Source organism: Malikia granosa, from assembly GCF_002980595.1.
GTDB classification, from domain to species: domain Bacteria; phylum Pseudomonadota; class Gammaproteobacteria; order Burkholderiales; family Burkholderiaceae_C; genus Malikia; species Malikia granosa.
This window is the reverse complement of sequence record NZ_PVLQ01000024.1, coordinates 1-23,114: the sequence shown is the minus strand read 5'-3', so window position 1 is coordinate 23,114 and position 23,114 is coordinate 1. Positions and strand designations below refer to the sequence as shown.

19 protein-coding genes and 2 pseudogenes are annotated in these 23,114 nt (G+C 65.6%); 12 read left to right on the top strand and 9 right to left on the bottom strand.

Annotated features, from left to right (window positions below; genetic code table 11):
* Positions 1-99: 99 nt before the first annotated feature.
* Complete coding sequence (locus tag C6P64_RS07560; protein ID WP_105747949.1) at positions 100-1,623, bottom strand: CoA-acylating methylmalonate-semialdehyde dehydrogenase; 1,524 nt, start codon at positions 1,621-1,623, stop codon at positions 100-102.
* 102 nt (positions 1,624-1,725) lie between these two features.
* On the opposite strand from C6P64_RS07560, the gene C6P64_RS07555 reads away from it, so the two are divergent.
* From C6P64_RS07555 to C6P64_RS07525, 7 genes are all read left to right on the top strand, one after another.
* A complete protein-coding gene (locus C6P64_RS07555) occupies positions 1,726-2,667 on the top strand; it encodes a LysR family transcriptional regulator (RefSeq protein WP_105747948.1) in 942 nt (313 codons plus the stop codon).
* Between the two features lie 573 nt (positions 2,668-3,240).
* Positions 3,241-3,759 carry a hypothetical protein gene (locus C6P64_RS07550; protein ID WP_105747947.1) on the top strand — a complete coding sequence of 173 codons (519 nt, stop codon included), beginning with the start codon at positions 3,241-3,243 and terminating at the stop codon, positions 3,757-3,759.
* On the top strand, positions 3,756-4,757 hold the full coding sequence (locus tag C6P64_RS07545) for a YVTN family beta-propeller repeat protein (protein WP_105747946.1): 1,002 nt from the start codon (positions 3,756-3,758) through the stop codon (positions 4,755-4,757). The genes C6P64_RS07550 and C6P64_RS07545 overlap by 4 nt, the downstream gene beginning before the upstream one ends.
* Positions 4,758-4,809: 52 nt before the next feature.
* Positions 4,810-5,088, top strand: coding sequence for a DUF2933 domain-containing protein (locus C6P64_RS07540; RefSeq protein WP_105747987.1), 279 nt, complete (start codon positions 4,810-4,812; stop codon positions 5,086-5,088).
* A complete protein-coding gene (locus C6P64_RS07535) occupies positions 5,085-5,717 on the top strand; it encodes a methyltransferase family protein (protein WP_105747945.1) in 633 nt (210 codons plus the stop codon). The genes C6P64_RS07540 and C6P64_RS07535 overlap by 4 nt, the downstream gene beginning before the upstream one ends.
* A gap of 41 nt (positions 5,718-5,758) precedes the next feature.
* Positions 5,759-8,176 carry a heavy metal translocating P-type ATPase gene (locus tag C6P64_RS07530; RefSeq protein ID WP_105747944.1) on the top strand — a complete coding sequence of 806 codons (2,418 nt, stop codon included), beginning with the start codon at positions 5,759-5,761 and terminating at the stop codon, positions 8,174-8,176.
* 34 nt (positions 8,177-8,210) lie between these two features.
* The gene (locus C6P64_RS07525) at positions 8,211-8,450 is read left to right on the top strand and encodes a DUF2789 family protein (protein WP_105747943.1); all 240 of its coding nucleotides are present in this window, start codon (positions 8,211-8,213) and stop codon (positions 8,448-8,450) included.
* A gap of 154 nt (positions 8,451-8,604) precedes the next feature.
* Here C6P64_RS07525 and iolB read toward each other — a convergent pair whose 3' ends face one another.
* The 4 genes from iolB to C6P64_RS07505 form a co-directional block, all read right to left on the bottom strand.
* On the bottom strand, positions 8,605-9,411 hold the full coding sequence (iolB, locus tag C6P64_RS07520) for a 5-deoxy-glucuronate isomerase (RefSeq protein WP_105747942.1): 807 nt from the start codon (positions 9,409-9,411) through the stop codon (positions 8,605-8,607).
* 15 nt (positions 9,412-9,426) lie between these two features.
* On the bottom strand, positions 9,427-10,353 hold the full coding sequence (iolE, locus tag C6P64_RS07515; RefSeq protein ID WP_105747941.1) for a myo-inosose-2 dehydratase: 927 nt from the start codon (positions 10,351-10,353) through the stop codon (positions 9,427-9,429).
* A gap of 83 nt (positions 10,354-10,436) precedes the next feature.
* Positions 10,437-12,302 (bottom strand): 3D-(3,5/4)-trihydroxycyclohexane-1,2-dione acylhydrolase (decyclizing), encoded by a 1,866-nt coding sequence (gene iolD / locus C6P64_RS07510; RefSeq protein ID WP_105747940.1) that lies wholly within the window; start codon positions 12,300-12,302, stop codon positions 10,437-10,439.
* A gap of 24 nt (positions 12,303-12,326) precedes the next feature.
* Complete coding sequence (locus tag C6P64_RS07505) at positions 12,327-14,282, bottom strand: bifunctional 5-dehydro-2-deoxygluconokinase/5-dehydro-2-deoxyphosphogluconate aldolase (protein WP_105747939.1); 1,956 nt, start codon at positions 14,280-14,282, stop codon at positions 12,327-12,329.
* 251 nt (positions 14,283-14,533) lie between these two features.
* Here C6P64_RS07505 and C6P64_RS07500 point away from each other — a divergent pair, with 251 nt between their 5' ends.
* The 3 genes from C6P64_RS07500 (at position 14,534) to C6P64_RS07490 (ending at position 18,107) form a co-directional block, all read left to right on the top strand.
* Positions 14,534-15,463 carry a sugar ABC transporter substrate-binding protein gene (locus C6P64_RS07500; RefSeq protein ID WP_105747938.1) on the top strand — a complete coding sequence of 310 codons (930 nt, stop codon included), beginning with the start codon at positions 14,534-14,536 and terminating at the stop codon, positions 15,461-15,463.
* Between the two features lie 71 nt (positions 15,464-15,534).
* Positions 15,535-17,076, top strand: a complete 1,542-nt coding sequence (locus C6P64_RS07495; protein ID WP_105747937.1) for a sugar ABC transporter ATP-binding protein — start codon at positions 15,535-15,537, stop codon at positions 17,074-17,076.
* A gap of 14 nt (positions 17,077-17,090) precedes the next feature.
* Entirely contained in the window at positions 17,091-18,107 is a 1,017-nt protein-coding gene (locus C6P64_RS07490; protein WP_105747936.1) for an ABC transporter permease, read from the top strand.
* Between the two features lie 162 nt (positions 18,108-18,269).
* Here the strand turns inward: C6P64_RS07490 and C6P64_RS07485 are convergent.
* Positions 18,270-18,635: pseudogene (locus tag C6P64_RS07485) on the bottom strand (Lrp/AsnC family transcriptional regulator); the annotation flags it as partial.
* Here C6P64_RS07485 and C6P64_RS18495 point away from each other — a divergent pair.
* Together C6P64_RS18495 and C6P64_RS07480 are read left to right on the top strand one after the other, a co-directional pair.
* On the top strand, positions 18,583-18,774 hold the full coding sequence (locus C6P64_RS18495) for a hypothetical protein (RefSeq protein WP_245911670.1): 192 nt from the start codon (positions 18,583-18,585) through the stop codon (positions 18,772-18,774). The pseudogene C6P64_RS07485 and the gene C6P64_RS18495 sit on opposite strands and share 53 nt — an antisense overlap.
* A gap of 10 nt (positions 18,775-18,784) precedes the next feature.
* A pseudogene (locus C6P64_RS07480) lies at positions 18,785-19,590 on the top strand (IS5 family transposase).
* Between the two features lie 201 nt (positions 19,591-19,791).
* Here the strand turns inward: C6P64_RS07480 and C6P64_RS07475 are convergent.
* The 3 genes from C6P64_RS07475 to C6P64_RS07460 form a co-directional block, all read right to left on the bottom strand.
* On the bottom strand, positions 19,792-20,691 hold the full coding sequence (locus tag C6P64_RS07475; protein ID WP_105747986.1) for a DMT family transporter: 900 nt from the start codon (positions 20,689-20,691) through the stop codon (positions 19,792-19,794).
* A gap of 34 nt (positions 20,692-20,725) precedes the next feature.
* Complete coding sequence (locus C6P64_RS07470) at positions 20,726-21,370, bottom strand: helix-turn-helix transcriptional regulator (RefSeq protein WP_170073061.1); 645 nt, start codon at positions 21,368-21,370, stop codon at positions 20,726-20,728.
* Between the two features lie 461 nt (positions 21,371-21,831).
* Complete coding sequence (locus tag C6P64_RS07460) at positions 21,832-22,866, bottom strand: LacI family DNA-binding transcriptional regulator (RefSeq protein WP_105747932.1); 1,035 nt, start codon at positions 22,864-22,866, stop codon at positions 21,832-21,834.
* Between the last annotated feature and the right edge of the window lie 248 nt (positions 22,867-23,114).

The window sequence follows — 23,114 nt, the reverse complement described above, 5'->3', positions numbered from 1 at the left end:
TGCGGGCGCTCATGAAAAGGCCAGCGCGGGTGACGGCGCTGGCCTTTTGCGCTGGATGGCGCTCGATCGCGCGGCCTGCTGCGCCCGCGCGCTGCCGGCTTACTTGGCGGTCGGCATCACGAACTCGGCGCCCTTGCCGATGCTCTCGGGCCAGCGCTGCATGATCGACTTCTGCTTGGTGTAGAAGCGCACGCCCTCCTCGCCATAGGCGTGCATGTCGCCGAACAGGCTGCGCTTCCAGCCGCCGAAGCCATGCCAGGCCATCGGCACCGGGATCGGTACGTTGATGCCGACCATGCCGACCTGGATCCGGCGTGCGAACTCGCGCGCCACGTTGCCGTCGCGGGTGAAGCAGGCGGTGCCGTTGCCGAACTCGTGGTCGTTGATGAGCTGTACCGCGGTCGCGAAGTCGGGCACGCGCACGCAGGCCAGCACCGGGCCGAAGATCTCTTCCCGGTAGATCTTCATCTCGGGCGTGACATGGTCGAACAGGGTGCCGCCGAGCCAGAAGCCCTGCTCGCAACCAGCGCCCGCCTGGGTGCCGTCGAAGCCGCGGCCGTCGACCAGCAGTTGGGCGCCTTCCTGTACCCCAGCCTCGATGTAGCCGCTGATGCGCTGGCGCGCCGCGTCGGTCACGATCGGGCCCATCTCGGCCGCCAGGTTCATGCCGTCGAGCACCTGCAAGGTCTTGGTGCGCTCGACCAGCTTGGGGATCAGCTGGTCGGCCACGTCGCCGACCAGCACCGCGACGCTGATCGCCATGCAGCGCTCGCCGGCCGAGCCGTAGCCGGCGCCGACCAGCGCATCGACCGCCTGGTCGATGTCGGCGTCGGGCATCACCACCATGTGGTTCTTGGCGCCGCCCAGCGCCTGCACCCGCTTGCCGTGACGGGCGCCGGTCTCGTAGATGTAGTTGGCGATCGGGGTCGAGCCGACGAAGCTGATGGCCTTGACGTCCGGGTGCACCAGCAGCGCGTCGACCGCTTCCTTGTCGCCCTGCACCACGTTGAAGACGCCATCGGGCAGGCCGGCCTGCTGGAGCAGGTCGGCGATGAACAGCGAGGGCGACGGATCGGTCGGGCTGGGCTTGAGCACGAAGGTGTTGCCGGCCGCGATCGCGACCGGGAACATCCACATCGGCACCATGACCGGGAAGTTGAACGGGGTGATGCCGGCGACGACGCCGAGCGCCTGGCGCACGGTCCAGTTGTCGATGCCGGTCGAGACCTGCTCGGTGTAGTCGCCCTTGAGCAGCTGCGGGATGCCGCAGGCGAACTCGACGATGTCGATGCCGCGCGCGACCTCGCCCTGGGCGTCGGTGAAGACCTTGCCATGCTCGGAAGTGATCATGGCGGCGAGCTCGTCCTTGTGGCGGTTGAGCAGCTCGAGGAACTTGAACATCACGCGGGCGCGGCGGATCGGCGGCGTCTCGGACCAGGCCGGGAAGGCGGCTGTTGCTGCGGCAACTGCGGCGTCGACATCCTGCCCGTTGCCCAGGCGCACCTGGCGCGCCACGGCGCCGCTGGCGGGGTTGTAGACCGGCTGGGTGCGGTTGCCGCTGCCGGAGGTACGCTGGCCGGCGATGAACTGGGCGACTTCGCTGCTGTCGTTATAGGGGGTCATGGGGGGTCTCCTGTGTTGGGTGGGTCCAGTGTAGGAAGCCCCCGCCGTGCTGCCTAGCCAAGCTGGCTGAACTGATTGTTTGATATATTGAACAATAAGATCATGGAACAACAAAAAGTCGAACAGCTCTGGGGTCATCTGCACTGGCTGGTCGTGCTGGCCCAGCAGGGCAGCTTCACCGCCGCCGCCGAGCGGCTGGGGGTCAGCAAGGCCGCGATGAGCCAGCGCGTGGCCGAGCTCGAGCGGGTGGCCGGCGTCGCGCTGGTGCGGCGCACCACGCGCAGCGTGCGCCTGACCGAGGCCGGCCAGCGCCTGGTCGACGATACCCGCGCCTCCTTCGAGCAGATCGCCGAGAGCTTTGCCCAGGTGCGCGACCTCGCCGGCCTGCCGCGCGGCCTGCTGCGCGTGACGGCGCCGGTCGCCTTGGCGCGCCAGCAACTGGTGCCGCTGCTGGCGGACTTCCTGCGCCAGTACCCCGAGGTGCGGCTCGAGCTCGACCTGTCGGACCGCTTCTCGTCACTGGCGACCGAGGGCTTTGACCTGGCGATCCGCCATACCGCGAGCCCGCCCGACACGCATGTGGCCTGGACGCTGTGCACCACGCGCTCGCTGCTGGTGGCCACGCCGGCCTACCTCAGGCGCAGCGGCGTGCCGCAGCTGCCGCAGGAGCTGGCCCGGCACAACTGCCTGCATTACCCGCGCTCGCAGGACCGGCCGGCCTGGACCCTGGAGCGGTGTGATGCGGCCGCCCCGGAGCGCGTGACGGTGCAGGTCAGCGGCTCGCTGGCGGCCAACAACAGCGAGGCGCTGCGCGATGCCGCGCTGGCCGGGCTGGGCATCGCGCTGCTGCCCGACTTCAGCGCCCAGGCCAGCCTGCGCGCCGGCAAGCTGGTCGAGGTGCTGCCGGACTGGATCCCGGTCGGGGCCTTCGCTGGCCAGCTCTACGCGATCCGGCCCTACTCGGCCCATGTGCCGTGCGCGGTCAGTGCGCTGGTCGCATTCCTGCGCGAGAGGCTGGAAGCCGGATTCGGCGAATTCCACTGAGCCGTTCGACCGCGGCCAGCATCGAACTCAGCTCTCTCTCGGTCAGGTGAGACCGGTCACGTCACTCTGGGTACATCCCACATCAGCTATCAAGCATAGAAGGATCAAAAAACGTCATGTTGGGCTTCGGGGAGCAATGGAGCAGCCAACCGGCTTAAGCATACGGAACGCACGATCCTGGGGGAACTCCAAGGCCGGTCTCATCGCTGGTGCCCCTGGGCGGCGTCGATGATCTGACCGTACTCGAGCACCGTCGACCACATCACCCGGCTTTACCTGCAGCGGCCCAAGCTCCATGCGGCGTGAGGGTCTAGGGTGCCCCAGCAGAGTCCAGAGACAATCCTGGTCATGGCGGTCTGGCGTCGCTGCTGCCGAGCAGCGCCGGTCTGAGCTCCGTGTCACCGGCAATCAAGCACCTCCACTTGCTGACATATTTGTAATCCAGCGGATATTCGAATGTTAGCTGGCGAGATATAGAGTGCAGTCATGGCGTCAGCATCGCCCATCATCGTGAATCGGACCTGGCGCCACCACCGACCCTGAGGACAGGATCGGCCAAGAAAGGACTCGATCATGAAAGCACTCCAACCCCTGGTGGTCGCTCTGGCCATTGGCCTCTCGACCGTTGCCGCATCGGCTCAGACCGCCGCTGAACATGCCCAGCATCACCCCGACGGAGCCGCCCCTGCGGCGGTCCAGGCCCCAGCCGCCACGCCGGAGCAGCAACTGTCCACGATGGACAAGCAGCTGCAACGCATGCGTGAGATGAGCCACAAGATGGCCGCGGCCAGCACTCCGCAGGAACGCCAGGCCTTGATGGCTGAGCACCACAAGACCATGCAGGACAGCATGAAGATGATGGGCCAGATGCAGGGCATGCAGCCGGCCGGCATGGGGATGATGGCCAATGGAGCCGGCACGCCCGGCAAGACGGCCACCTCACCATCCCCGGCCATGGGCCCGCAGATGATGGGCGGCATGATGCAGCGCCACGCCATGATGGAAAAGCGCATGGAGATGATGGAGTCCATGATGCAGATGATGATGGACCGCCTGCCCGCTGACGCAGCAGCTCCCGGGGTCCCGAAATGAAGGTCCTGACGGTTGCGCTGGGCCTGGCCGGCTGGCTGACGGTTGGCCTGGCCTGGGCTGCCCCCACGGGCTTCGTCTACACCGCGAACGAGCGGGCCGAGTCCATCAGCCAGGTGCAGCTGGATTCCGGTGCGGTCAAGACCATCAAGACGGGCATCGCACCGCACAACGTCCAGGTGACACCTGACGGCAAACGCCTGCTGGCGGTCGGAGTCGCTTCGCACGGCGCCCATCATGGTTCATCAGCAGCAGCATCGGGCCAACTCTGGGTGCTCGAAACGGCCGCGCTGGACCAGGCTCCCGTAGTCATCGAGGTGGGCGAACACCCCGCCCATGTGGTCACGGACCTGAACGCCGAACGTGCCTTCGTCACCGATTCGGCGGCCAACGTCGTGCGTGTCATCGACCTCAAGGCCAGGGCCGAGACCGGCCGCATCCCGACTGGCGCGTATCCCCATGGCTTGCGGCTCAGCCCCGATGGCAAGACGCTGTACGTCGCCAACATGCGCGGCGGCTCGGTGTCGGTGATCGACGTCGACCGGTTGCAGGAAATGGGCCGCATCGCGGTGGGCAAAGGTCCGGTACAGGTCGGGTTTGCGCCCGACGGTCGGCAAGCCTATGTGTCCCTGAGCGCCAGCAACCAGTTGGGCTTGATCGATACCCGTCAACAGCGTCTGGTTGGCAAGGTCGCGGTGGGTCGCACCCCAATCCAGATGGTGGCGACCTCGGCCGGGCTGGTCTACGTGGCCAACCAGGGCAGCGCGCAGGCGCCCGATCAGACGGTATCGGTGGTCGATGCGGCCAGCAAGCGCGTCGTCAAGACCTTGGTGACCGGCAAGGGGGCGCACGGCACGGCGATCAGCTCAGACAATGCCTACGTGTTCGTCAGCAACATCGAAGCCGGGACCTTCTCGGTCATCGATGCGGCGACGCAGGAGGTCGTGGCCGAGCACCAGGTTGGCCTGGGTCCCAACGGCATCAGCTATCAGGCTCCATGAGCCAATTGCAACGGGCCTCTGAAAGAGGCCCTTCTTGTTGATGAGGAACGTCATGCCTCCTGATGATCATCGCCAGCAGCGGCCCCCTCATTTTTGGCGTTCCCGCTACGCCATCGGTCTGGTGGTCGTGGGGGGCATCGCCGCCTACTTCCTACTGGCCGAGCACCGTGCGCACATTGCAGGGGCTTGGCCCTACCTGCTGCTCCTGGCCTGCCCCTTGATGCATCTCTTCATGCACGGCGGTCATGGTGGGCATCGGCATCACCAGGACAAGCAATCCCCAGACGACGCAGGAAAAAGCGACCGCACGCAAACGGGGGACCGATCATGAACCATGCCGAACCGGCCTACGGTCTGTGGTCCCTGGTGATCATCAATTCGGTGGTCTTCATCCTGTTTGCCTTCAGCTTCTTCAAGCCTGCCACCACACGGGACTGGCGCAGCTTCAGTGCCTTCGCCGCCTTCATCGTGGCCTTGTTCGTGGAGATGTATGGCTTTCCGCTGACGATCTACCTGCTGTCAGGCTGGCTGCAGACCCGGTTCCCAGGGCTGGATCTGTTGTCGCACGACACGGGTCATCTGTGGTCCACCCTGCTGGGAGAAAAGGGCGACCCGCACTTCGGCGTCTTGCACATCGTCAGTTACGTCTTGCTGGGAGCTGGTTTCTACCTGCTGTCGAAGGCATGGAATATTCTCTACCATGCGCAGCGGCGCCATTCTCTGGCCACGGCAGGGCCGTATGCACGCATTCGCCATCCCCAGTACGTTGCCTTCGTGCTGATCTTGCTGGGCTTCCTGTTCCAGTGGCCCACCCTCCTGACCTTGGCGATGTTCCCCTTCCTGCTGGTGATGTACGGGCGTCTCGCGATCACGGAAGAGCGCGAGATGCGGGCGCAGTTCGGTGTCGAATACGACCGCTACGCCGCCCAGACGCCACGGTTCTGGCCGAAGCTTTTCTAGGCCGGCGCGGATCTGAGGTCGAAAAACAGAAAGGAGGCGCCATGGATCACAGCCAACAGAACGGTCACGACCACCACCATCACGGCGGGCCGGCCCCAACGGAGGGCAAGGATCCAGTGTGTGGCATGCCGGTGACTGAACAGTCAGAGCACCGGGCCCACTATCGGGGCAGCACCTATTTCTTCTGCAGCGCCCATTGCCGATCCAAGTTTCTGAGCCATCCGGGGCAGTACGTCGCCGTGCCAGCAGAAGGTTCACCCTCGGAGGAGGTGGCCGGTGCCGGGCATGAACATCATCACCACCATCACGGCCATATGCCTGCCGTGGTTGAAACGCCCACTGCACAGCCTGCGATGAATGGTGCCACCCTCTACACCTGCCCGATGCACCCGGAGATCCGACAGGATCATCCGGGCAATTGCCCGAAGTGCGGGATGACACTGGAGCCCGTCATCCCCGAGCTGGAAGAAGACGAGAACCCCGAGCTGAAGGATTTCCAGCGCCGGTTCTGGTGGACACTGCCCTTGACGGTGGTGGTGACCGTGCTGGCCATGTTCGGACATGAGCTCAGCTGGCTGGAGATCCAGACCCAGACCTGGGTCGAGCTCATCTTGTCACTGCCGATCGTGCTCTGGGCCGGCGCGCCTTTCTTTATGCGGGGAGCCGATTCCCTGCGCTTGCGCAGCCCCAACATGTGGACGCTGATCGGCCTGGGCACGGGGGCGGCCTTCCTCTACAGCGTGGTGGCGACCCTGGCGCCTCAGGTGTTCCCGGCTTCGTTCATCTCGATGGGGCGGGTGGCGGTCTACTTCGAGGCGGCAGCGGTCATCATCTCGCTGACCTTGCTGGGGCAGGTGCTGGAGTTGAAGGCCCGCTCGCAGACTTCTGCCGCCATCAAGTCCTTGCTGGGCCTGGCCCCCAAGACGGCGCGCCGAATCCGTGCCGACGGCAGCGACGAGGACGTGCCGCTGAGCCATGTTCATGTCGGTGACCTGTTGCGCATACGCCCTGGAGAGAAGGTGCCGGTCGATGGCGTGGTCACCGAGGGTTCCAGTTCGGTGGACGAGTCGATGTTGACGGGCGAGCCGATTCCGGTGACCAAGCGTTTGGGTGACAGATTGATCGGGGCCACGCTCAACACCAGTGGCGCCATGGTGATGCGTTCGGAGCGGGTGGGTTCCGCCACCGTCTTGTCCCAGATTGTCCAGATGGTGGCGCAGGCGCAGCGTTCCCGGGCTCCGATGCAGCGCATGGCCGATGTGGTGGCGGCTTACTTCGTCACCGCCGTGGTGGCGATTGCGCTGCTCACCTTGCTGGCCTGGGGCCTGTTCGGCCCCGAGCCACGCTGGGTCTATGGCTTGATCAACGCGGTAGCCGTGCTGATCATCGCCTGCCCTTGTGCGCTGGGTCTCGCGACCCCCATGTCCATCATGGTCGCGACAGGTCGTGGCGCTACCCACGGCGTGCTGTTCCGTGACGCTGCCGCGATCGAGAACCTGCGCAAGATCGACACGCTCATCATCGACAAGACCGGCACCTTGACTGAAGGCAAGCCCGTGTTTGACAAAGCCGTAGCGGCTGCAGGTTTCACCGAAAGCGAGATCCTGCAGCTGGCTGCCAGTCTCGACCAAGGCAGCGAACACCCCTTGGCTGACGCCATCGTGCAAGCGGCCCGAAAACAGCATCTGCCACTGGTGGCGCCCGAGCAATTCGACTCCGGTTCCGGTATCGGGGTCAGTGGGGCCGTGGGCGGGCGCAGGCTCATGCTGGGCAACGCCACCTGGATGCTGCAAGGCAATATCGACCTGCAAGAGTTGAGCTCGCAGGCGGAAGCCCTGCGGCGTGAAGGCGCCAGCGTCATGCAACTGGCGGTCGACGGTCGGCTGGCCGGCTTGCTGGCAGTTTCCGATCCCATCAAGGCCAGCACGCCGGAAGCCCTTGCCACGCTGAAGGCGGCTGGCCTGCGCATCGTCATGGCCACCGGCGACGGCAACACCACCGCACAAGCCGTCGGGGCACGATTGGGCATCGATGAAGTCCATGGCGAGGTCAAGCCTGAAGACAAGTTGGCCCTGGTGTCCAGGCTGCAAGCCGGAGGCCGGGTAGTCGCCATGGCAGGCGACGGCATCAACGATGCGCCAGCCCTGGCCAAGGCCGATGTCGGCATTGCGATGGGAACAGGGACCGATGTGGCCATGAACAGCGCCCAGCTCACCCTGGTCAAGGGTGATTTGCGAGGGATTGCAGTGGCCCGGCAATTGTCGGAAGCGACCGTGCGCAACATGAAGCAGAACCTGGCCTTTGCATTCCTGTACAACGCCCTGGGCATCCCCGTGGCAGCGGGTGTGCTCTATCCACTGACCGGATGGTTGCTGTCACCGCTCATCGCGGCGCTGGCCATGAGTTTCAGCTCTGCTTCGGTCATCGGTAACGCGCTGAGACTGCGCTCCCGAGGGTAAGCAGCCAATACCCCTATCTCCACGAGGTAACAACATGGAAGCTTTCTGGCATCGTTTTTCTGATCTTTTTGACCAACTGGGCTTGCCCAGTGACGTAGAGTCGATCAAGACATTCATCGATACCCACAGTCCCTTGCCGGACAGTGTCAGGCTCGAGGAGGCCGCTTGCTGGATCCCTGGACAAGCCCAGATGCTGAAGGAGGAGCTGATGAAGGACGCTGACTGGGCTGAAGTCATTGATCGGCTCAGTCTCGCCCTGAGGCGTTCGAGCTAAGCACTTGCAGCGCTGCCGAGGCCTGGCCTGGGTTGAAGGCTTCGATCTCATTCAGCGTCTTGTTGTCCAGATTCAAAGTTCATCATGCCTTGAACACGAACACCCGCCCAGCGCCTGACCAGGCGGGCGGGTACTCAGGTCGGCCCAGAACCGGTCAGGCCTTGAGCATCCACTCGTGCGCCGGGTCGTTCTTGAAGACCCAGAAGCGGTTCGGGCCCGCCATCACGTTGAGGTAGTAGAGGTCGTAGCCATGTGGCGCCACCACCGGGTGGTAGCCACGCGGCACCATCACGACATCGTGGTCCTCGACCGCGCACGCCTCGTCCAGGCTGCGGTCGTCGGTGTAGACGCGTTGGAAGGCGAAGCCCTGCGGCGGGTTCAGGCGGTGGTAGTAGGTCTCCTCGAGCTGTGTCTCGAGCGGCGGCTGCTCGACGTCATGCTTGTGCGGCGGGTAGCTGCTCGAGTGGCTGGCCGGCGTCAGCACCTCGACCACCAGCAGGTGGGCTGCGGTCGGGTCGTCGTGCGGCAGGATGTCGCAGACATGGCGCAGGTTCGTGCCCTGGCCGCGCACGCTGCGCCGCATGCCGGCCGGATCGATCACGCGCACCGCGCGCGGCTGCTCGTCGCAGGGCGCGCTGCACAGCGCGATCTCGGCGTCGCGGCAGGCCAGGATCTGGACCGAGCGGCCTGGCGGCACGTAGACCGCCGCCGGTGACACCGGCTCGAACACGCTGTCGCGCTGGCCCAGTCCCGGGTGCGTGACGCCATCGACGCTGATATCGACGCTGCCGGTCAGCACGACCAGGCAAAGCTCGCGCTCGCCGGTCGGCACGGTTTCAGTCTCGCCAGCACCCAGGCGCAGCGCCCGGAAACCGACATGGGTCCAGCCGGCCCGCTCGGGCGTGACCTCGACGATCTCGCGCCCGCTGCGGGCGGCCTTGGCAAGCAGATGACTCGGCATCTCGTCCTCCCTTTGTCAGGCCAGGCTGTCGACCAGGCCGCGCAGGGTCTGGTAACCCTTCTGCGCGTACGGGTAGCTCGGCGCGACGGCCGGGTCCTGCTCGGCCTCGACCACCAGCCAGCCCTCGTAGCCCGCGCCCTTGAGCGTCTTGAGCACGCTGGCATAGTCGATGCTGCCGTCGCCCGGCACGGTGAAGGTGCCGTTGATGACGCCGTCGAGGAAGCTCCAGCCGTCGTTGCGCGCCTGCGCGATCACGGGCTGGCGCACGTCCTTGCAGTGCACATGAACGACGCGCTTGACATGCTTCTTGAGCAGCTCGACCGGATCGGCGGCGCCGCCGAAATAGGCGTGGCCGGTGTCGAACAGCAGGAAGACCTTGGCCGGATCGGTCAGCGCCATCAGCCGGTCGACGTCGGCGGGCGACTCGACATAGGCGCCCATGTGATGGTGATAGGCCAGCTTGATGCCATAGGTCTCGAGCAGGTGCTGGCCGAAGGCATCCAGCCGCCTGGCATAGGCCTGCCATTGCGCGTCATCGGCGAACTGCGGGCGCTTGCCCACCGGGGTGTCGATCTGGCCCTGCACGGTGCCGGCGCATTCGCCGTAGACCACGACCCGGACGCCGTTGTACTGCAGTTTGCTCATGTGCGCCTGGCAGCGCTCGATCTCGGCGGCGACCGCTTGCTCGTCGCTCATGCCGGCGGGGACTTCGGCCAGGAAGCCCGAGTACCAGCCCGAGACGCAGGCCAGGCCGAACTCGTCGAGCTTGGCTTTCAGGCCGGGGCCGTCCTTGGGAAACTTGTTGCCGAGCTCGAAGCCCTCGTAGCCGATCTCGGCGCCTTCCTTCAGCGCGGTCTCGAGCGGGGTCTCGCCGCCCAGCGAGGGCAGGTCGTCGTTCATCCAGGACAGCGGGTTGATGCCGATGCGTACGTTCCAGGTCATGTTGGTTCCTTCGGTTCTGATGGATGGTGAATGGCTGAATGGCTGAATGGCTGAATGGCTGAATGGCTGAATGGCTGAATGGCTCAGACGCGCTGCGCCTGCTGGGCCTCGAGGTAGCGGGCATGGGCATCCTGCACCTCGGCCCGGGTCGAGACTTCGGGGATGCCGACCTCCCACCAGCAGCCGCCGTCGGTGATGCGGGTGTGCGTGGTGTCGATCACGATCACCTGGGTGCGCGTGGCCGCGCGCGCCTTGACCATGGCGGCCTTCAGTTCGGCCACGTCCTTGACATGCACCGCATCGGCGCCCATGGCGCGTGCGTGCAGCGCGAAGTCGATCTGGCTGCGCTCGCCACCCTCGGGCACGCAGTCGTCGAGCATGTTGTTGAAGCTCGGGCTGCCGGTCTTGAGCTGCAGCCGCTCGATGCAGCCATAGCCCCGGTTGTCGAGGATGACGACGATCATCTTCCTGCCCAGCAGCAGCGAGGTGGCCAGCTCGGAGTTGGCCATCATGTAGGAGCCGTCGCCGACGAAGACGATGCTCTCCTGCTCGGGGCGCGCCATCTTGACGCCCAGGCCGCCGGCGACCTCGTAGCCCATGCAGGAGTAGCCGTATTCCATGTGGTAGTTGCCCGGCTTGCTCGCGCGCCAGAGCTTGTGCAGCTCGGCCGGCAGGGTGCCGGCCGCGCACAGCGCGACATCCTGCACCCCGCTGTCGAGTCCCAGCTCGGCGGCCGAGTCGCGCACAGCGCCGATCACCTCGGCGTCGTAGGGCAGCACGCCCTGCGGGACCTGGGTGGTCAGCTGCTGGATGCGGGCGTTGGTGGTGGCAGCATTGCGGCGCGCGCGCTCGCTCCAGGCCGGATCGGCAGCCCAGCCCTGCAGCAGCGGGGCCAGCTGCTCGAGGCCGGTGCGGGCGTCGGCGACCAGCGCGCTGCCGCTCCACTTGCCGGCGTCGTAGGGCTGGACGTTCAGGCTCAGCAGGCGCGCCTGGGGAAAGAGAGCATGCGAGCCAGTGGTGAAGTCCTGCAGCCGGGTGCCGACCGCGAACACCAGGTCGGCCTCGCGCGCCAGCTCGTTGGCGCCCGAGACGCCATCGACGCCGATCGCGCCCAGGTTGAGCGGATGGTCCCAGGGTAGGCTGCTCTTGCCGCCATGCGACTCGACCACCGGCACGCCGTGCGCGTCGGCGAAGGCGCGCAGCGCGTCCCAGGCCTGGCTGTAGAGCACGCCGCCGCCGGCGACGATCAGCGGCTGGCGCGCGCCGCGCAGCAGCTCGACCGCCGCCTGCAGCTCGCGCGCATCGGCCGGCGGGCGGCGAAAGCGCAGCAGTTCGGGCTGCAGGAAGCTCTCTGGGCAGTCGAAGGCCATCGCCTGCACGTCCTGCGGCAGCGACAGGCAGGCCGGGCCGCAGTTGGCCGGGTCGGTCATCATCTGGATCGCGCGTGGCAGCGCGGTCAGGATCTGCTCGGGCCGGGTCAGGCGGTCGAAGTAGCGCGTCACCGGGCGGAAGCAGTCGCTCGCGCTGACGTCGCCCTGGGCGAAGCTCTCGATCTGCTGCAGCACCGGGTCGGGCCGGCGGGTTGCGAACACATCGCCCGGCAGCAGCAGCACCGGCAGCCGGTTGACATGGGCCACGGCAGCGGCGGTGACCAAATTGGTCGCGCCGGGTCCTATGCTGGTGCTGACCGCCATGATGCGCTCGCGAAAGCTCGCCTTGGCATAGGCGATCGCGGCATGCGCCATGGTCTGCTCGTTGTGGGCACGGAAGGTCGGCAGCCGGTCGCGCTCGGCGACCAGCGCCTCGCCCATGCCGGCCACGTTGCCATGGCCGAAGATCGTGAAGACGCCGCCGCAATAGGGCTGGATCTGGCCGTCGTGGGTCTCGATGCGCAGCGCCGCCAGGTGCTTGACCAGCGCTTGCGCCAGGGTGAGTCGTTGGGTTTTCATGGCCTGTGAAGAATCGGTTGGATGTCAGGCGGCGGCGCGCACGGCTTCGTGGCGGTTGCGCCAGGCATCGACCAGCACGGCAAAGTTGCGTGCCACTTCCTGCACCAGCTCGGCATCGCCGAACTCGCCCTTGAACCACTTGAGCGAGGCGTCGGCCCACAGCGTGCGGCCGACCATGAAGCCCTTGACGACCGGGCTGGTGGCATGGGCGAAGCTGTCGGCCAGGTACTGCAGCGGCTGGTTCAGGCCCAGGATCACGGCGCCGCGGCAATAGGGGTCGCGCTCGGTCAGCAAGGCCTCGAGCTGGCGCCAGCCCGCCGGCTGCATCGGCGCGAGCTTCCACCACTCGGGCTTGACGCCCAGGTTGTAGAAGCGCTTGACCGCGCGCAGCACCGCGTCATCCGTGCTGCCCTCGGGCGTCAGCGCCTTCGGGGGAATGATCTCGAGCAGCAGTTCGTTGCCAGACTCGCGCGTTGCCTCCCAGAGCTCGAGCACCTTCTGCTCCTGCTCCAGCCGCAGCTCGTAGGCGTCGTCGGGGTGGTAGTGCACCAGGCACTTGACGACCTGCTCGGTCGGCCAGTGCACCAGCGCGCTGCCGACCGAGCGCGTGCCGTCGAAGCGCAGCGGGCGCGAGCCCGGCAGCTCGACCGGACGGCCCACCCACCAGCCACGCCCGGTCGCGCTGGCCAGCGCATCGCTGCCGTAGTCGCCGCCGTCGATCAGCACGCCGGTATGGCCCTGCAGCTGGCGGCTGCGCTCGACCTGCTCGGCCGCCTGCACCAGCAGGCGCTTGAGCGCCGGAATGCGCGCCTCGTCGGCCCCCGCGGCGCGCGCGATGTCGTAGAACTGCGCGCGATGGTCGAAGGCCATCACGCAGAGATCGTTCCAGTCGCGGCGCGCGGCCGTGACCCGGTGCAGATGGGCGAGCTGCTGGTCGGCATCGACCTTCGGGTTGCGGCTGCCGCCGAACCAGTGCGCGAGCTCGGCCGGGGTCGGCATCGCGGCCGAGCAGGCATGGCGCGAGACCACGATGGCGCCGCAGGCATTGGCGACCTTGGTCGACTCGGCCCAGTCCTTGCCCTGCAGCAGGCTGGCCAGCAGGCCGGACAGGAAGGCGTCGCCCGCGCCGAGCACATTGAGCACCTCGACCCGCTCGCCCCGGTAGGTCGGCGCCGCGTCGATGTCGTCCGGGATCTCGCCCTCGATCACGCAGCAGCCCAGTGCGCCGCGCTTGACCACCAGCGTGGCGTCGGGGCAGAGCTCGCGCACCACGCGCAGGCTGGCGATCAGGTCGTTGGCGACGCCACCGGCGATGAAGAACTCCTCCTCGGTGCCGACCAGCAGGTCGAACCAGGGCAGGGCCTGCTGCAGCTGCGCCGTCACCGCGGCATCGGGCACATAGCGGTTCTCTCCGGCGCCGCGCGAAGTCAGGCCCCAGAGCACCGGGCGGTAGTCGATGTCGAGCACCGTGGTCGTGCCGTGGCGGCGCGCGTACTCGAGGGCCATCAACGAGGCCAGCCGGGTCGTCGGCGTCGACAGATGGGTGCCGGTGATCGCCAGCGCGCGGCACTGGGCGATGAAGGACTCGCTGATCTGCTCGGCGGCGATTGCCATGTCAGCGCAGTTCTCGCGCACGAACAGCAGCGGGAAGGTGTCGCGGTCCTTCAGGCCCAGCAGCACCAGCGCGGTCAGGCGCTGCGGATCGAGCTGGATCTGGCTGGTGTCGCAACCCTCGCGCTGCAGGGTTTCAATCAGGTAACGACCCATCTGCTCGTCGCCGACGCGCGAGATCATGGCAGTCTTGCAGCCGAGCCGCGCGACGCCAAAGGCCAGGTTGGCCGAGCTGCCGCCCAGGTACATGGCGAAACTGCGCGCATCCTCCAGGCGTGCGCCGAACTGTTGCGCATAGAGATCGACCGCCAGGCGGCCGAGACAGGCCAGATCATGCCGGCGCATTGCGGGGAACTGTAGCTTGCTCATCTTGAATTCAGCCGGTCAGGGCTAGGTCATGGAGTGAAGGAAGGGCGAGACAAGGGTTTTGACCACCCCGGTAGCTGCAGTCTACGATAAATAGAAATTATTTTTCTAGGTGTAATTCCTAAGAAAAAATTTTTCCAAAACATGCGGCTCTTGTCTATAGTTCAGTGGTGCCGAGACCCCGGCTCCAGCAGCGACAGCCGCACCAGGGCAAGGGACAGGCATCCATAACCACTCATTGTTCGGAGACATTCATGAAAAAACTTCTGATCGCTGCAGCCGTTTCCTCCTCCTTGCTCGCTCCGCTGGCCGCCCAGGCCGAAAAAATCGGCCTGGCCATGGCGCAACAGGACACTTTCCTGACCATCCTGAAGAACGGCACGCTGGAGGCGGGCAAGAAGGCTGGCGCCACGGTGCAGGTGGAGGATGCGGGCAATGACGTGGGCAAGCAGCTCAGCCAGATCCAGAACATGATTGCGCAGAAGTTCGACGCCATCATCGTCAATCCGGTCGACACCGACGTCACGCCCAAGATCACCAAGATGGTGACCGACGCCAAGATCCCGCTGGTCTATGTCAACCGCAAGCCGGTCGACTTTGCCAAGCTGCCGGCCGGCGTCGCCTTCGTGGCCTCGGACGAGAAGGTCTCCGGCACCCTGCAGACCCAGCAGGTCTGCAAGCTGCTCAAGGGCAAGGGCAATCTGCTGGTGCTGATGGGCGAGCTCTCCAACGAGGCCGCGCGCACCCGCACCCAGGACATCGAGGACGTGGTCAAGACGCCAGAATGTTCGGGCCTGAAGATCGTCGACAAGCGCGAAGGCGCCTGGGACCGCACCAAGGGCCAGGACATCACCACCAACTGGCTGTCCTCCGGCGTGAAGTTCGACGCCATCATCGCCAACAACGACGAGATGGCGATCGGTGCCATCAACGCCTTGAAGGCGGCCAAGAAGTGGACCCCGGGCACCATCGTCGCCGGCATCGACGCCACGCCCGACGCGCTGGCCTCGATGAAGGCCGGTGACCTCAAGGTCACCGTGTTCCAGAACGCCGCCGGCCAGGGCATCGGTGCCGTCGAGGCCGCGCTCAAGCTGACCAAGAAGCAGCCGGTCGAGCGCTTCGTCAACGTGCCCTTCGAGCTGGTCACGCCCGACAACCTGAGCCAGTACGCCGGCAAGAACTGAGCCACCGACGCGCAGGGCTTGCCGTTCGGCCAGCCTTGCTTTTCACGCAGATTCGCAGCGGAGTCCACAAGATGACTGAGACAGCCACCCTCGAGCGCCAGGTCGACGCTCCCCCCCCGCCCGAGTCGCCGCCCCTGCTGGCCATTCGCGGCATACGCAAGGCCTTCCCCGGCGTGGTGGCGCTCGACGGCGTCTCCTTCACCCTCAAGGCCGGCACCGTCCATGCCCTGATGGGCGAGAACGGCGCCGGCAAGTCGACCCTGATGAAGATCATCGCGGGGGTCTACATTCCCGACCAGGGCCAGATCCTGCTCAACGGACGCCCGGTCGAGCTCAGGTCGCCCATCGATGCCCTGCAGCAGGGCATCGCGATGATCCACCAGGAACTCAACCTGATGCCGCACATGACGGTGGCAGAGAACGTCTGGATCACGCGCGAGCCGTGCAACCGCTTCGGCCTGGTCGACCACCAGGAGCTAAGGCTGCGCACCGAGGAGCTGTTCGAGCGCCTGCACATCGACATCGACCCGCTGGCCGAGATCCAGACCCTGTCGGTGGCCAGTCGCCAGATGGTCGAGATCGCCAAGGCGGTGTCGTGGAACTCCGACGTGCTGATCATGGACGAGCCGACCTCGGCGCTGACCGATAAGGAAGTCTCGCATCTGTTCCGCATCATCCGCACGCTGCGCGAGCAGGGCAAGGGCATCATCTACATCACGCACAAGATGAACGAGCTGTTCGAGATCGCCGACGAGTTCTCGGTGTTCCGCGACGGCAAGTACATCGCCACCTGTGCTGCCAGCGACGTCACGCGCGACGACATCATCCGCATGATGGTCGGGCGCGAGATCACGCAGATGTTCCCGAAGGAAACGGTGCCGATCGGCGAGGTCGTGCTGTCGGTGCGCAACCTGACGCTCGACGGCGTGTTCCACGATGTCTCGTTCGACATCCGCGCCGGCGAGATCCTGGGCCTGGCCGGACTGGTCGGCTCGGGCCGCTCCAACGTCGCCGAGACCCTGTTCGGCGTCACGCCGGCGAGCTCGGGCAGCATCACCATCCGCGGCCAGCAGATGGTGATCGACAAGCCGGCCAAGGCGATGGCCGCCGGCATGGCCTTCCTGACCGAGGACCGCAAGGATACCGGCTGCTTCCTGTGCCTGGACATCCAGGACAACATGGACCTGGCCGTGCTCAACAACCGCTACGTCAACAAGCTGGGCTTCGTGCAAAGCGCCGCGCTGGCCAAGGACTGCATCGAGATGGCGCGCCGCCTGCGCGTCAAGACCCCCGGCATGCACGAGGTGATCCAGAACCTCTCGGGCGGCAACCAGCAGAAGGTGCTGGTGGGTCGCTGGCTGCTGACCAATCCGAGCATCCTGATCCTGGACGAGCCGACGCGCGGCATCGACGTCGGCGCCAAGGCCGAGATCCACCGCCTGGTCTCCGAGCTGGCCGGCCAGGGCGTGGCCATCCTGATGATCTCGTCCGAGATGCCCGAGGTCCTGGGCATGAGCGACCGCGTCGCCGTCATGCATGAGGGTCGCATCACCGGCATCCTGGACCGCAAGGATGCCGATCAGGTCAGCGTCATGAGCCTGGCCGCCAAGTAAACCGGAGACACAACATGAGCACCACTGCCACCACCACCATGGCCTCACCCCCTACCCCCTTCAAGTTCAAGCTGCCGCAGGAGGCCAGCATCTTCCTGGTCCTGCTCGGCATCGGCCTGCTGTTCGAGGGGCTGGGCTGGTATGTCAACGGCCAGAGCTTCCTGTTCAACCTCGACCGGCTGCAGATCATCGTGCTGCAGATGGCCGTGATCGGCATCATCGCGATCGGCGTCAACCTGGTCATCATCACCAGCGGCATCGACCTGTCATCGGGCTCGGTGGTCGCGGCCGCCGCGGTGGTCGCGGCCAGCCTGGCCCAAGTGTCGGATTTCCCGCGCGCGGTGTTTCCGGCGCTGACCGACCTGCCCATCATCTGGCCGGTGCTGGCGGGTGCCTTCACCGGGCTGGTGATCGGCCTGCTCAACGGCTCGCTGATCGCCTACACCGCGATTCCGCCCTTCATCGCCACGCTGGGCACCATGGTGGCGGCGCGCGGCTTCGCCAAGTGGTTCACGGGCGGTATGCCGGTCTCGATGCTGACCGAGGACTTCGCCTGGATCGGCTCCGGCGCCAACCCGGTCATCATCTTCCTGGTGCTGGCCGCGATCTTCCATGTCGTGCTGCGCCACACCCGCTTCGGCAAGTTCACCTACGCGATCGGCGCCAACCGCCAGGCCGCCATCGTCTCGGGCATCAACGTCAATCGCCACCTGATCTGGATCTACACCATCGCCGGCCTGCTGGCGGGCATCGCCGGCACCGTGACCGCGGCGCGCGCCATCTCGGGCCAGTCGGGCATGGGCGTGATGTACGAGCTCGACGCGATCGCCGCGGTCGTGATCGGCGGCACCTCGCTGGTCGGCGGCAAGGGCCGCATCACCGGCACCGTGATCGGCGTGCTGATCCTGGGCGTGATGACCTCGGGCTTCACCTTCATCCGCATCGACGCCTACTACCAGGAGATGGTCAAGGGCGCGATCATCGTCGCCGCCGTGATCGCCGACCAGTACCGCAACAAGAAGAAGCGCTGAAGCTGCGGCTGCGTCCCTACCCCTGACAAGAGTCCCTGGTCAATCGGCCGGGGATTTTTTCATATGTGCCCCGGAAAGGTTTCCGAGCAATCTTTCGATCCGCTCCAACTCGCGCATTGCCATGGCCGGCGTGTTGGGGCTTGGGCAGTAGGCGGATGCATGTCACAGCGGTAGCGCCGTGGTCCGCTTGACTATTTGACTGGGCACGTCCGTCTTGACGTTCTGGATGCCATTGGCCTTGGTCATGTGGGCGGACTGGAATCGCCGGTAGTCCTCGATGTCAGCGGCCACCACCCGCATCAGGGCATCGGAGTCCCCCAGCATCAAGTAGCACTCCAGGACCTGGGGCAGTTGTTCCATCGCCGCGACGAAGCGCGAGATCGTCTCTTCATCCTGGGCCAGCAACCAGACGCGGGTAAAGAAGGTCATCGGGTAGCCCACCTTGGCCGGGTTGACCAAGGCCACGTAACGGTCGATGACCCCCGACTCCTCCAGCAGGTTCACCCGCCGCAGACAGGGCGATGGGGCGGCGCTGTCGGGCGACCTCGTAGACCTGATGCCGGGCAGCCAGGATTGCCTGATCGCGATCTTCATGCGCGCCGATACGCCCACTGAAACCGACTTACAGTCGCTAACACAACTGGACAAGCTGGTGATGTCGGGGTAAGTTCGCCGGCATGGCAAGAAGACCTATCAGCGATGAACTGTGGTTGACCCTGGAGCCGCTGCTGCCAGCGTTCATCCCCTCGCCCAAGGGCGGACGGCGCCGTTCGGTCGATGACCGGGCTGCCTTGAACGGCATCCTGTTCGTGCTGCAGACGGGCATTCCTTGGGAAGACCTGCCCAAGGAATTGGGGCTGGGCAGCGGCATGACTTGCTGGCGGCGCTTGCGCCACTGGCAGGCCAATGGCGTCTGGGCCCAACTGCACCAGGCCATGCTGGCCAAGTTGCGCGAGCATGACCGCATCGACTGGAGCCGGGCCAGCATAGACAGTGCCAGTGTGGCCAGCCCCCGGGGGGCCAAGAGACAGGCCCGAACCCGACAGACCGAGGCAAGCTCGGCAGCAAGCGCCACCTTGTCGTAGATGCGCAAGGCATCCCGCTGGCCCTGAAGGTGACGGGAGCGAATCGTCATGATTCGATGGCGTTCGAGGCCACGCTTGATGCGCTGGTGGCCGTACCAGGCTTGAGGGGGCGACCAAGGAAGCGCCCGGACAAGTTGCATGCGGACAAGGGCTACGACTTCGAGCGCTGCAGGCGCTATCTGAGGCGGCGCGGCATCCTGGCGCGCATCGCCCGCCGGGGTGTGGAGAGCCGTGAGCGGTTGGGGCGTCATCGCTGGGTCGTGGAGCGCACGCATGCCTGGTTTGCCGGGTTCGGCAAGCTGCGCATCCGCTTCGAGCGCAGCCTGGAGACACACCTGGCGCTGCTGACCTTGGCTGCCGCCATCATCTGCACCCGATTTGTTGAAGACTTGTGTTAGCGGCTGTTAATGTACTTTGCGATCCGAATTCTGAGACGACCCCATCAAGCTAGGGTGAAGATCAGGTTGACGCCCAAACTCTAGATGTCGGCTCCTGGCCAGAAGCTGGCTGCCAGAACGATTCTGCGACGGCCGGTTCAGGATGCATACGATCGGTCAGGTGACAGCTACCGCTGCAAGCCAGCCATTACACTGAATCGCTCAATTGGGTGTGCGCTGGGACCGCAGCTCGGTGCGCACCACTCCAAGTACGCCAGCTAACACGAGCGCCAGGCCGCTGAATCCCGCGATGCTCGCGGGCTCGCCCAGCAACAGAAACGCCAGCACAAAGGCAACGACAGGCTCGGTCAGTGCAAGCGTCACGGCGGTAGCAGGTCGCACATGGTGCAGGGCGAAGCTGAACAACAGATAGCCCACGCCGGCCGTGACAATGCCTGTGTAGGTGACGGCGACGAAATCGCGCACATCGAGGCTCGGCAAGCCAGTCTGGAAAGCCGCTGCGGGCAGCGCGACCAGCACCGACACCCCAAAGGCAGCCAGCGTGATCGACGACCCGGGCGCGTGCCCGACCATGCGCTTGTTTAGCAGGGTATAGACCGCATATGACAACCCTGATGCCAGACACAGCGCAACCCCAGGCGCCGAGACCGCCTTGGCGCCGCCACCGACTGACAACAGCACGCCGCCCGTGATCGCGACCGCCGTGCCAGCCCACCAAGCAGTGGTCGGCGGCTGCCGCTGGAACACAGCCTGCAACAGCCCAGCCCAGATGGGCCCGCTGCCCAAAGCGATCGCCGTGCCGATACCTACTCCCGTCAGCTTCACACCGGCGAAGAAGGCCAAGTTGTATGTTGCCATGCACAGTCCAGCCCCGAGCGCAGCAGCAGGCGGAAGACCTTGCCACGCACGGCGTGTCAGTCCGCCAGAGACAGCAGCGAAGCCGACAAAAAACAGCGCTGCGAACAACAGACGCAGAGCACCGAACCACAACGACGGCAGCGATCCGCCAGCCAGCGCCTGCGATGTACCGGTGGTGCCCCAGAGGATGGCTGCGCTTACAACGCAGAAAACGCCAAGAAGCGGACGAGGGAGGACATGCATGACCGGCATTTTGGTGCCGGCGGATTCATCAACTTTAGAGAAACGCTCGTTTTTGCCGTAGCTCCCGGGCCCCGCTATTGCGCACTCGTCGCAAGGCAGCTGACAGAGCACTGGAGCTGCCGTAGCCCACTTCGATTGCCACCGTATCAAGAGCCACCCCACGGCGCAACAACTGCTCCGCTCGGTTCAGCCGTCGCTCTCGCACGAAGGCCAAGGGAGATTGGCCCAGGCTTTCAGCGAAGCGTGCCCGCAGACGCTGCGGGCTCAAGCAGCAGGCCGCAGCGAGATCGGCCACAGTCCACGAGCGAGCCAGGTCAGCATCGATGCGCTCGGCCAGCGCGTCCAGGTCGATGCGCCGCCGCGCTCTGACCGTCGACGCGTCCAGCAGGGTGTCGACCAATGTGTCGACTTGGATACCGGAATTACGCCATTGCTTCGGCAGTGCGAAGCGTCGCAGACGCTCGGTGGTAGCACCGGTCAGGTCATCGAGTACCAACACCCGTGCGGTTCGTGCAGCGCAGTAGGCGTGAGTAGCGCCGGCAGGCACCACCAGACCGCAGGACGCATCGACCCAGGCGCTGTGCCCTTGAACTTCGACGTGCAGAGTGCCCTCAACCCCGAAGAGGACCTGTGGATGGTCGTGTACATGCGTAGCGCCCTCCCGGTCGTAGAGCCGCACCAGTGTCGATTCGATACAAGGCAAGACCATAGTTTGAGCTTAACAGCTGTGTGGAGGTTTATCCACGCACGAACGGAACTTCTGAATTGTTGTTGTCAATCGTTCCCAGGCAGGGTCGTGGAAGGCTGGGTGTAGTCGTTCGGCCCAGGCCTCTACGAAGCCGTCACACGCGCCATCAAGTCGAAGGACCGCAACGGGTCGGAAGCCGTCGCTCGCTCTTCCCGTTCTTTGAGGCGCCCCCAAGCTGGTCTGTCGCGACCTGGGACCGGAAACCCGCAAGGGACTGTCAGAAGGCCTGATCACGGCAGCGCTGTGCCACCCGCTCGAGAAAACCTCGGCCGTGCTGCTGCAGACCATGATCGATGCCGTGGCATGACGATACCGGAACCACCATCCAGCGCACGATCGGGTTCGAGATCGTGACGCCCGAGAATGTCTGAGTCCGTCGGCTTGCCAGACGGCTAGACGTTCGCGGCGGTGAAAAGCTCGAACGGAACCAGCGTCTGCCAGCGTTGCGGACTCCTGCGGCTGTCGAGCGCGAGCTGCATGGCATCGCACAGCGCGTGGGCCATCGCTGGCAGGGGATGCGACAGTACGGCGGTGACATGGCCGTCGAGCAGTGCCTGGCGCGTGATGTCGGTCAGGTCATGGCAGACGGTCACGAGTCGTGGCTGCGGGGTGTCGCGCAGCGCATCGACCACGCCCTCGATGCCACCGCCCGCCACATAGATGCCCGCCAGGTCAGGGTGCTGGTGCAGCAGCTCGAGCACCGCGTTCTGGGCCAGCTGCGGGTCCTCCAGGCTGACCAGGGTCTCGAGTACATGGAACTGCGGGGTCGCTTCCCGCAGGTAGGAGCGAAAGCTGATCTCGCACTGTTCCTGGCACAGGTAGCGGTGGCTGCCCAGCAGCAGGGCGACCTTGCTGGTGGCGGGACACAGGCGTGACAGCAGCCAGGCCGCCATGCGCCCCATCTTGCGGTTGTCGACGCCCACGTAACCGGCCAGCGCCTGCGTCGTCAGGTCAGACACGCAGGCAAACACTGGCAGCTGATGTTGCGCGACCACGGCCTCGATCGCCTGGTTGATGGTGGGATGGTCGGCCGCCACCAGTGCTACCGCGTCCACCTGCTGAGCCATGCGGCCCAGGCGTGCCGCCACATGGCGCGGGGTCAGGTCGTCCAGATGCTCGATCAGGCACTCGACGGGTGGCTCGCCCTGCCGTGCCGCGGCCGCCAGTCCGGCCGCGAACGAGCGGTAGAACGGCGTGCGCCGGCTTTGCAGCAGGAAGCCCAGCCGCCGGGGCCGCGTGTCCTGTGCGACGCGGCTGCGGATCAGTCCGACACGCCGAAAACCCAGCTGCTCGGCGGCTTCCAGCACCCGTTGCGCAGTCTGGGGACGAACGGCCGCGCGCCGGTTGATGACCCGGTCGACGGTGGCCACCCCGACGCCGGCGGCACGTGCCACGTCGAGCATCGTGACGGGAACGCTTGAATTCATGATTTGATAGACCTATCAAGATGAGGGATCAAGGGCTTGATCCGATTTGAGATGCCGTATCGCAATGAAATTCTCGCGGCGATGGTCCAAGGAAATAATCCTTTCACCCGTTCAGCAGGTCAAGTCGCAGCAGTCATCGGACCCAGGCATCTATCAAGAATCATGATAAGTCAGGCCGCTGCGTCAGGCCTGTCAGGACGGTGCTTTTTTGGCAACCGAGACATACCGGAGACAAGATGAAGATAGCG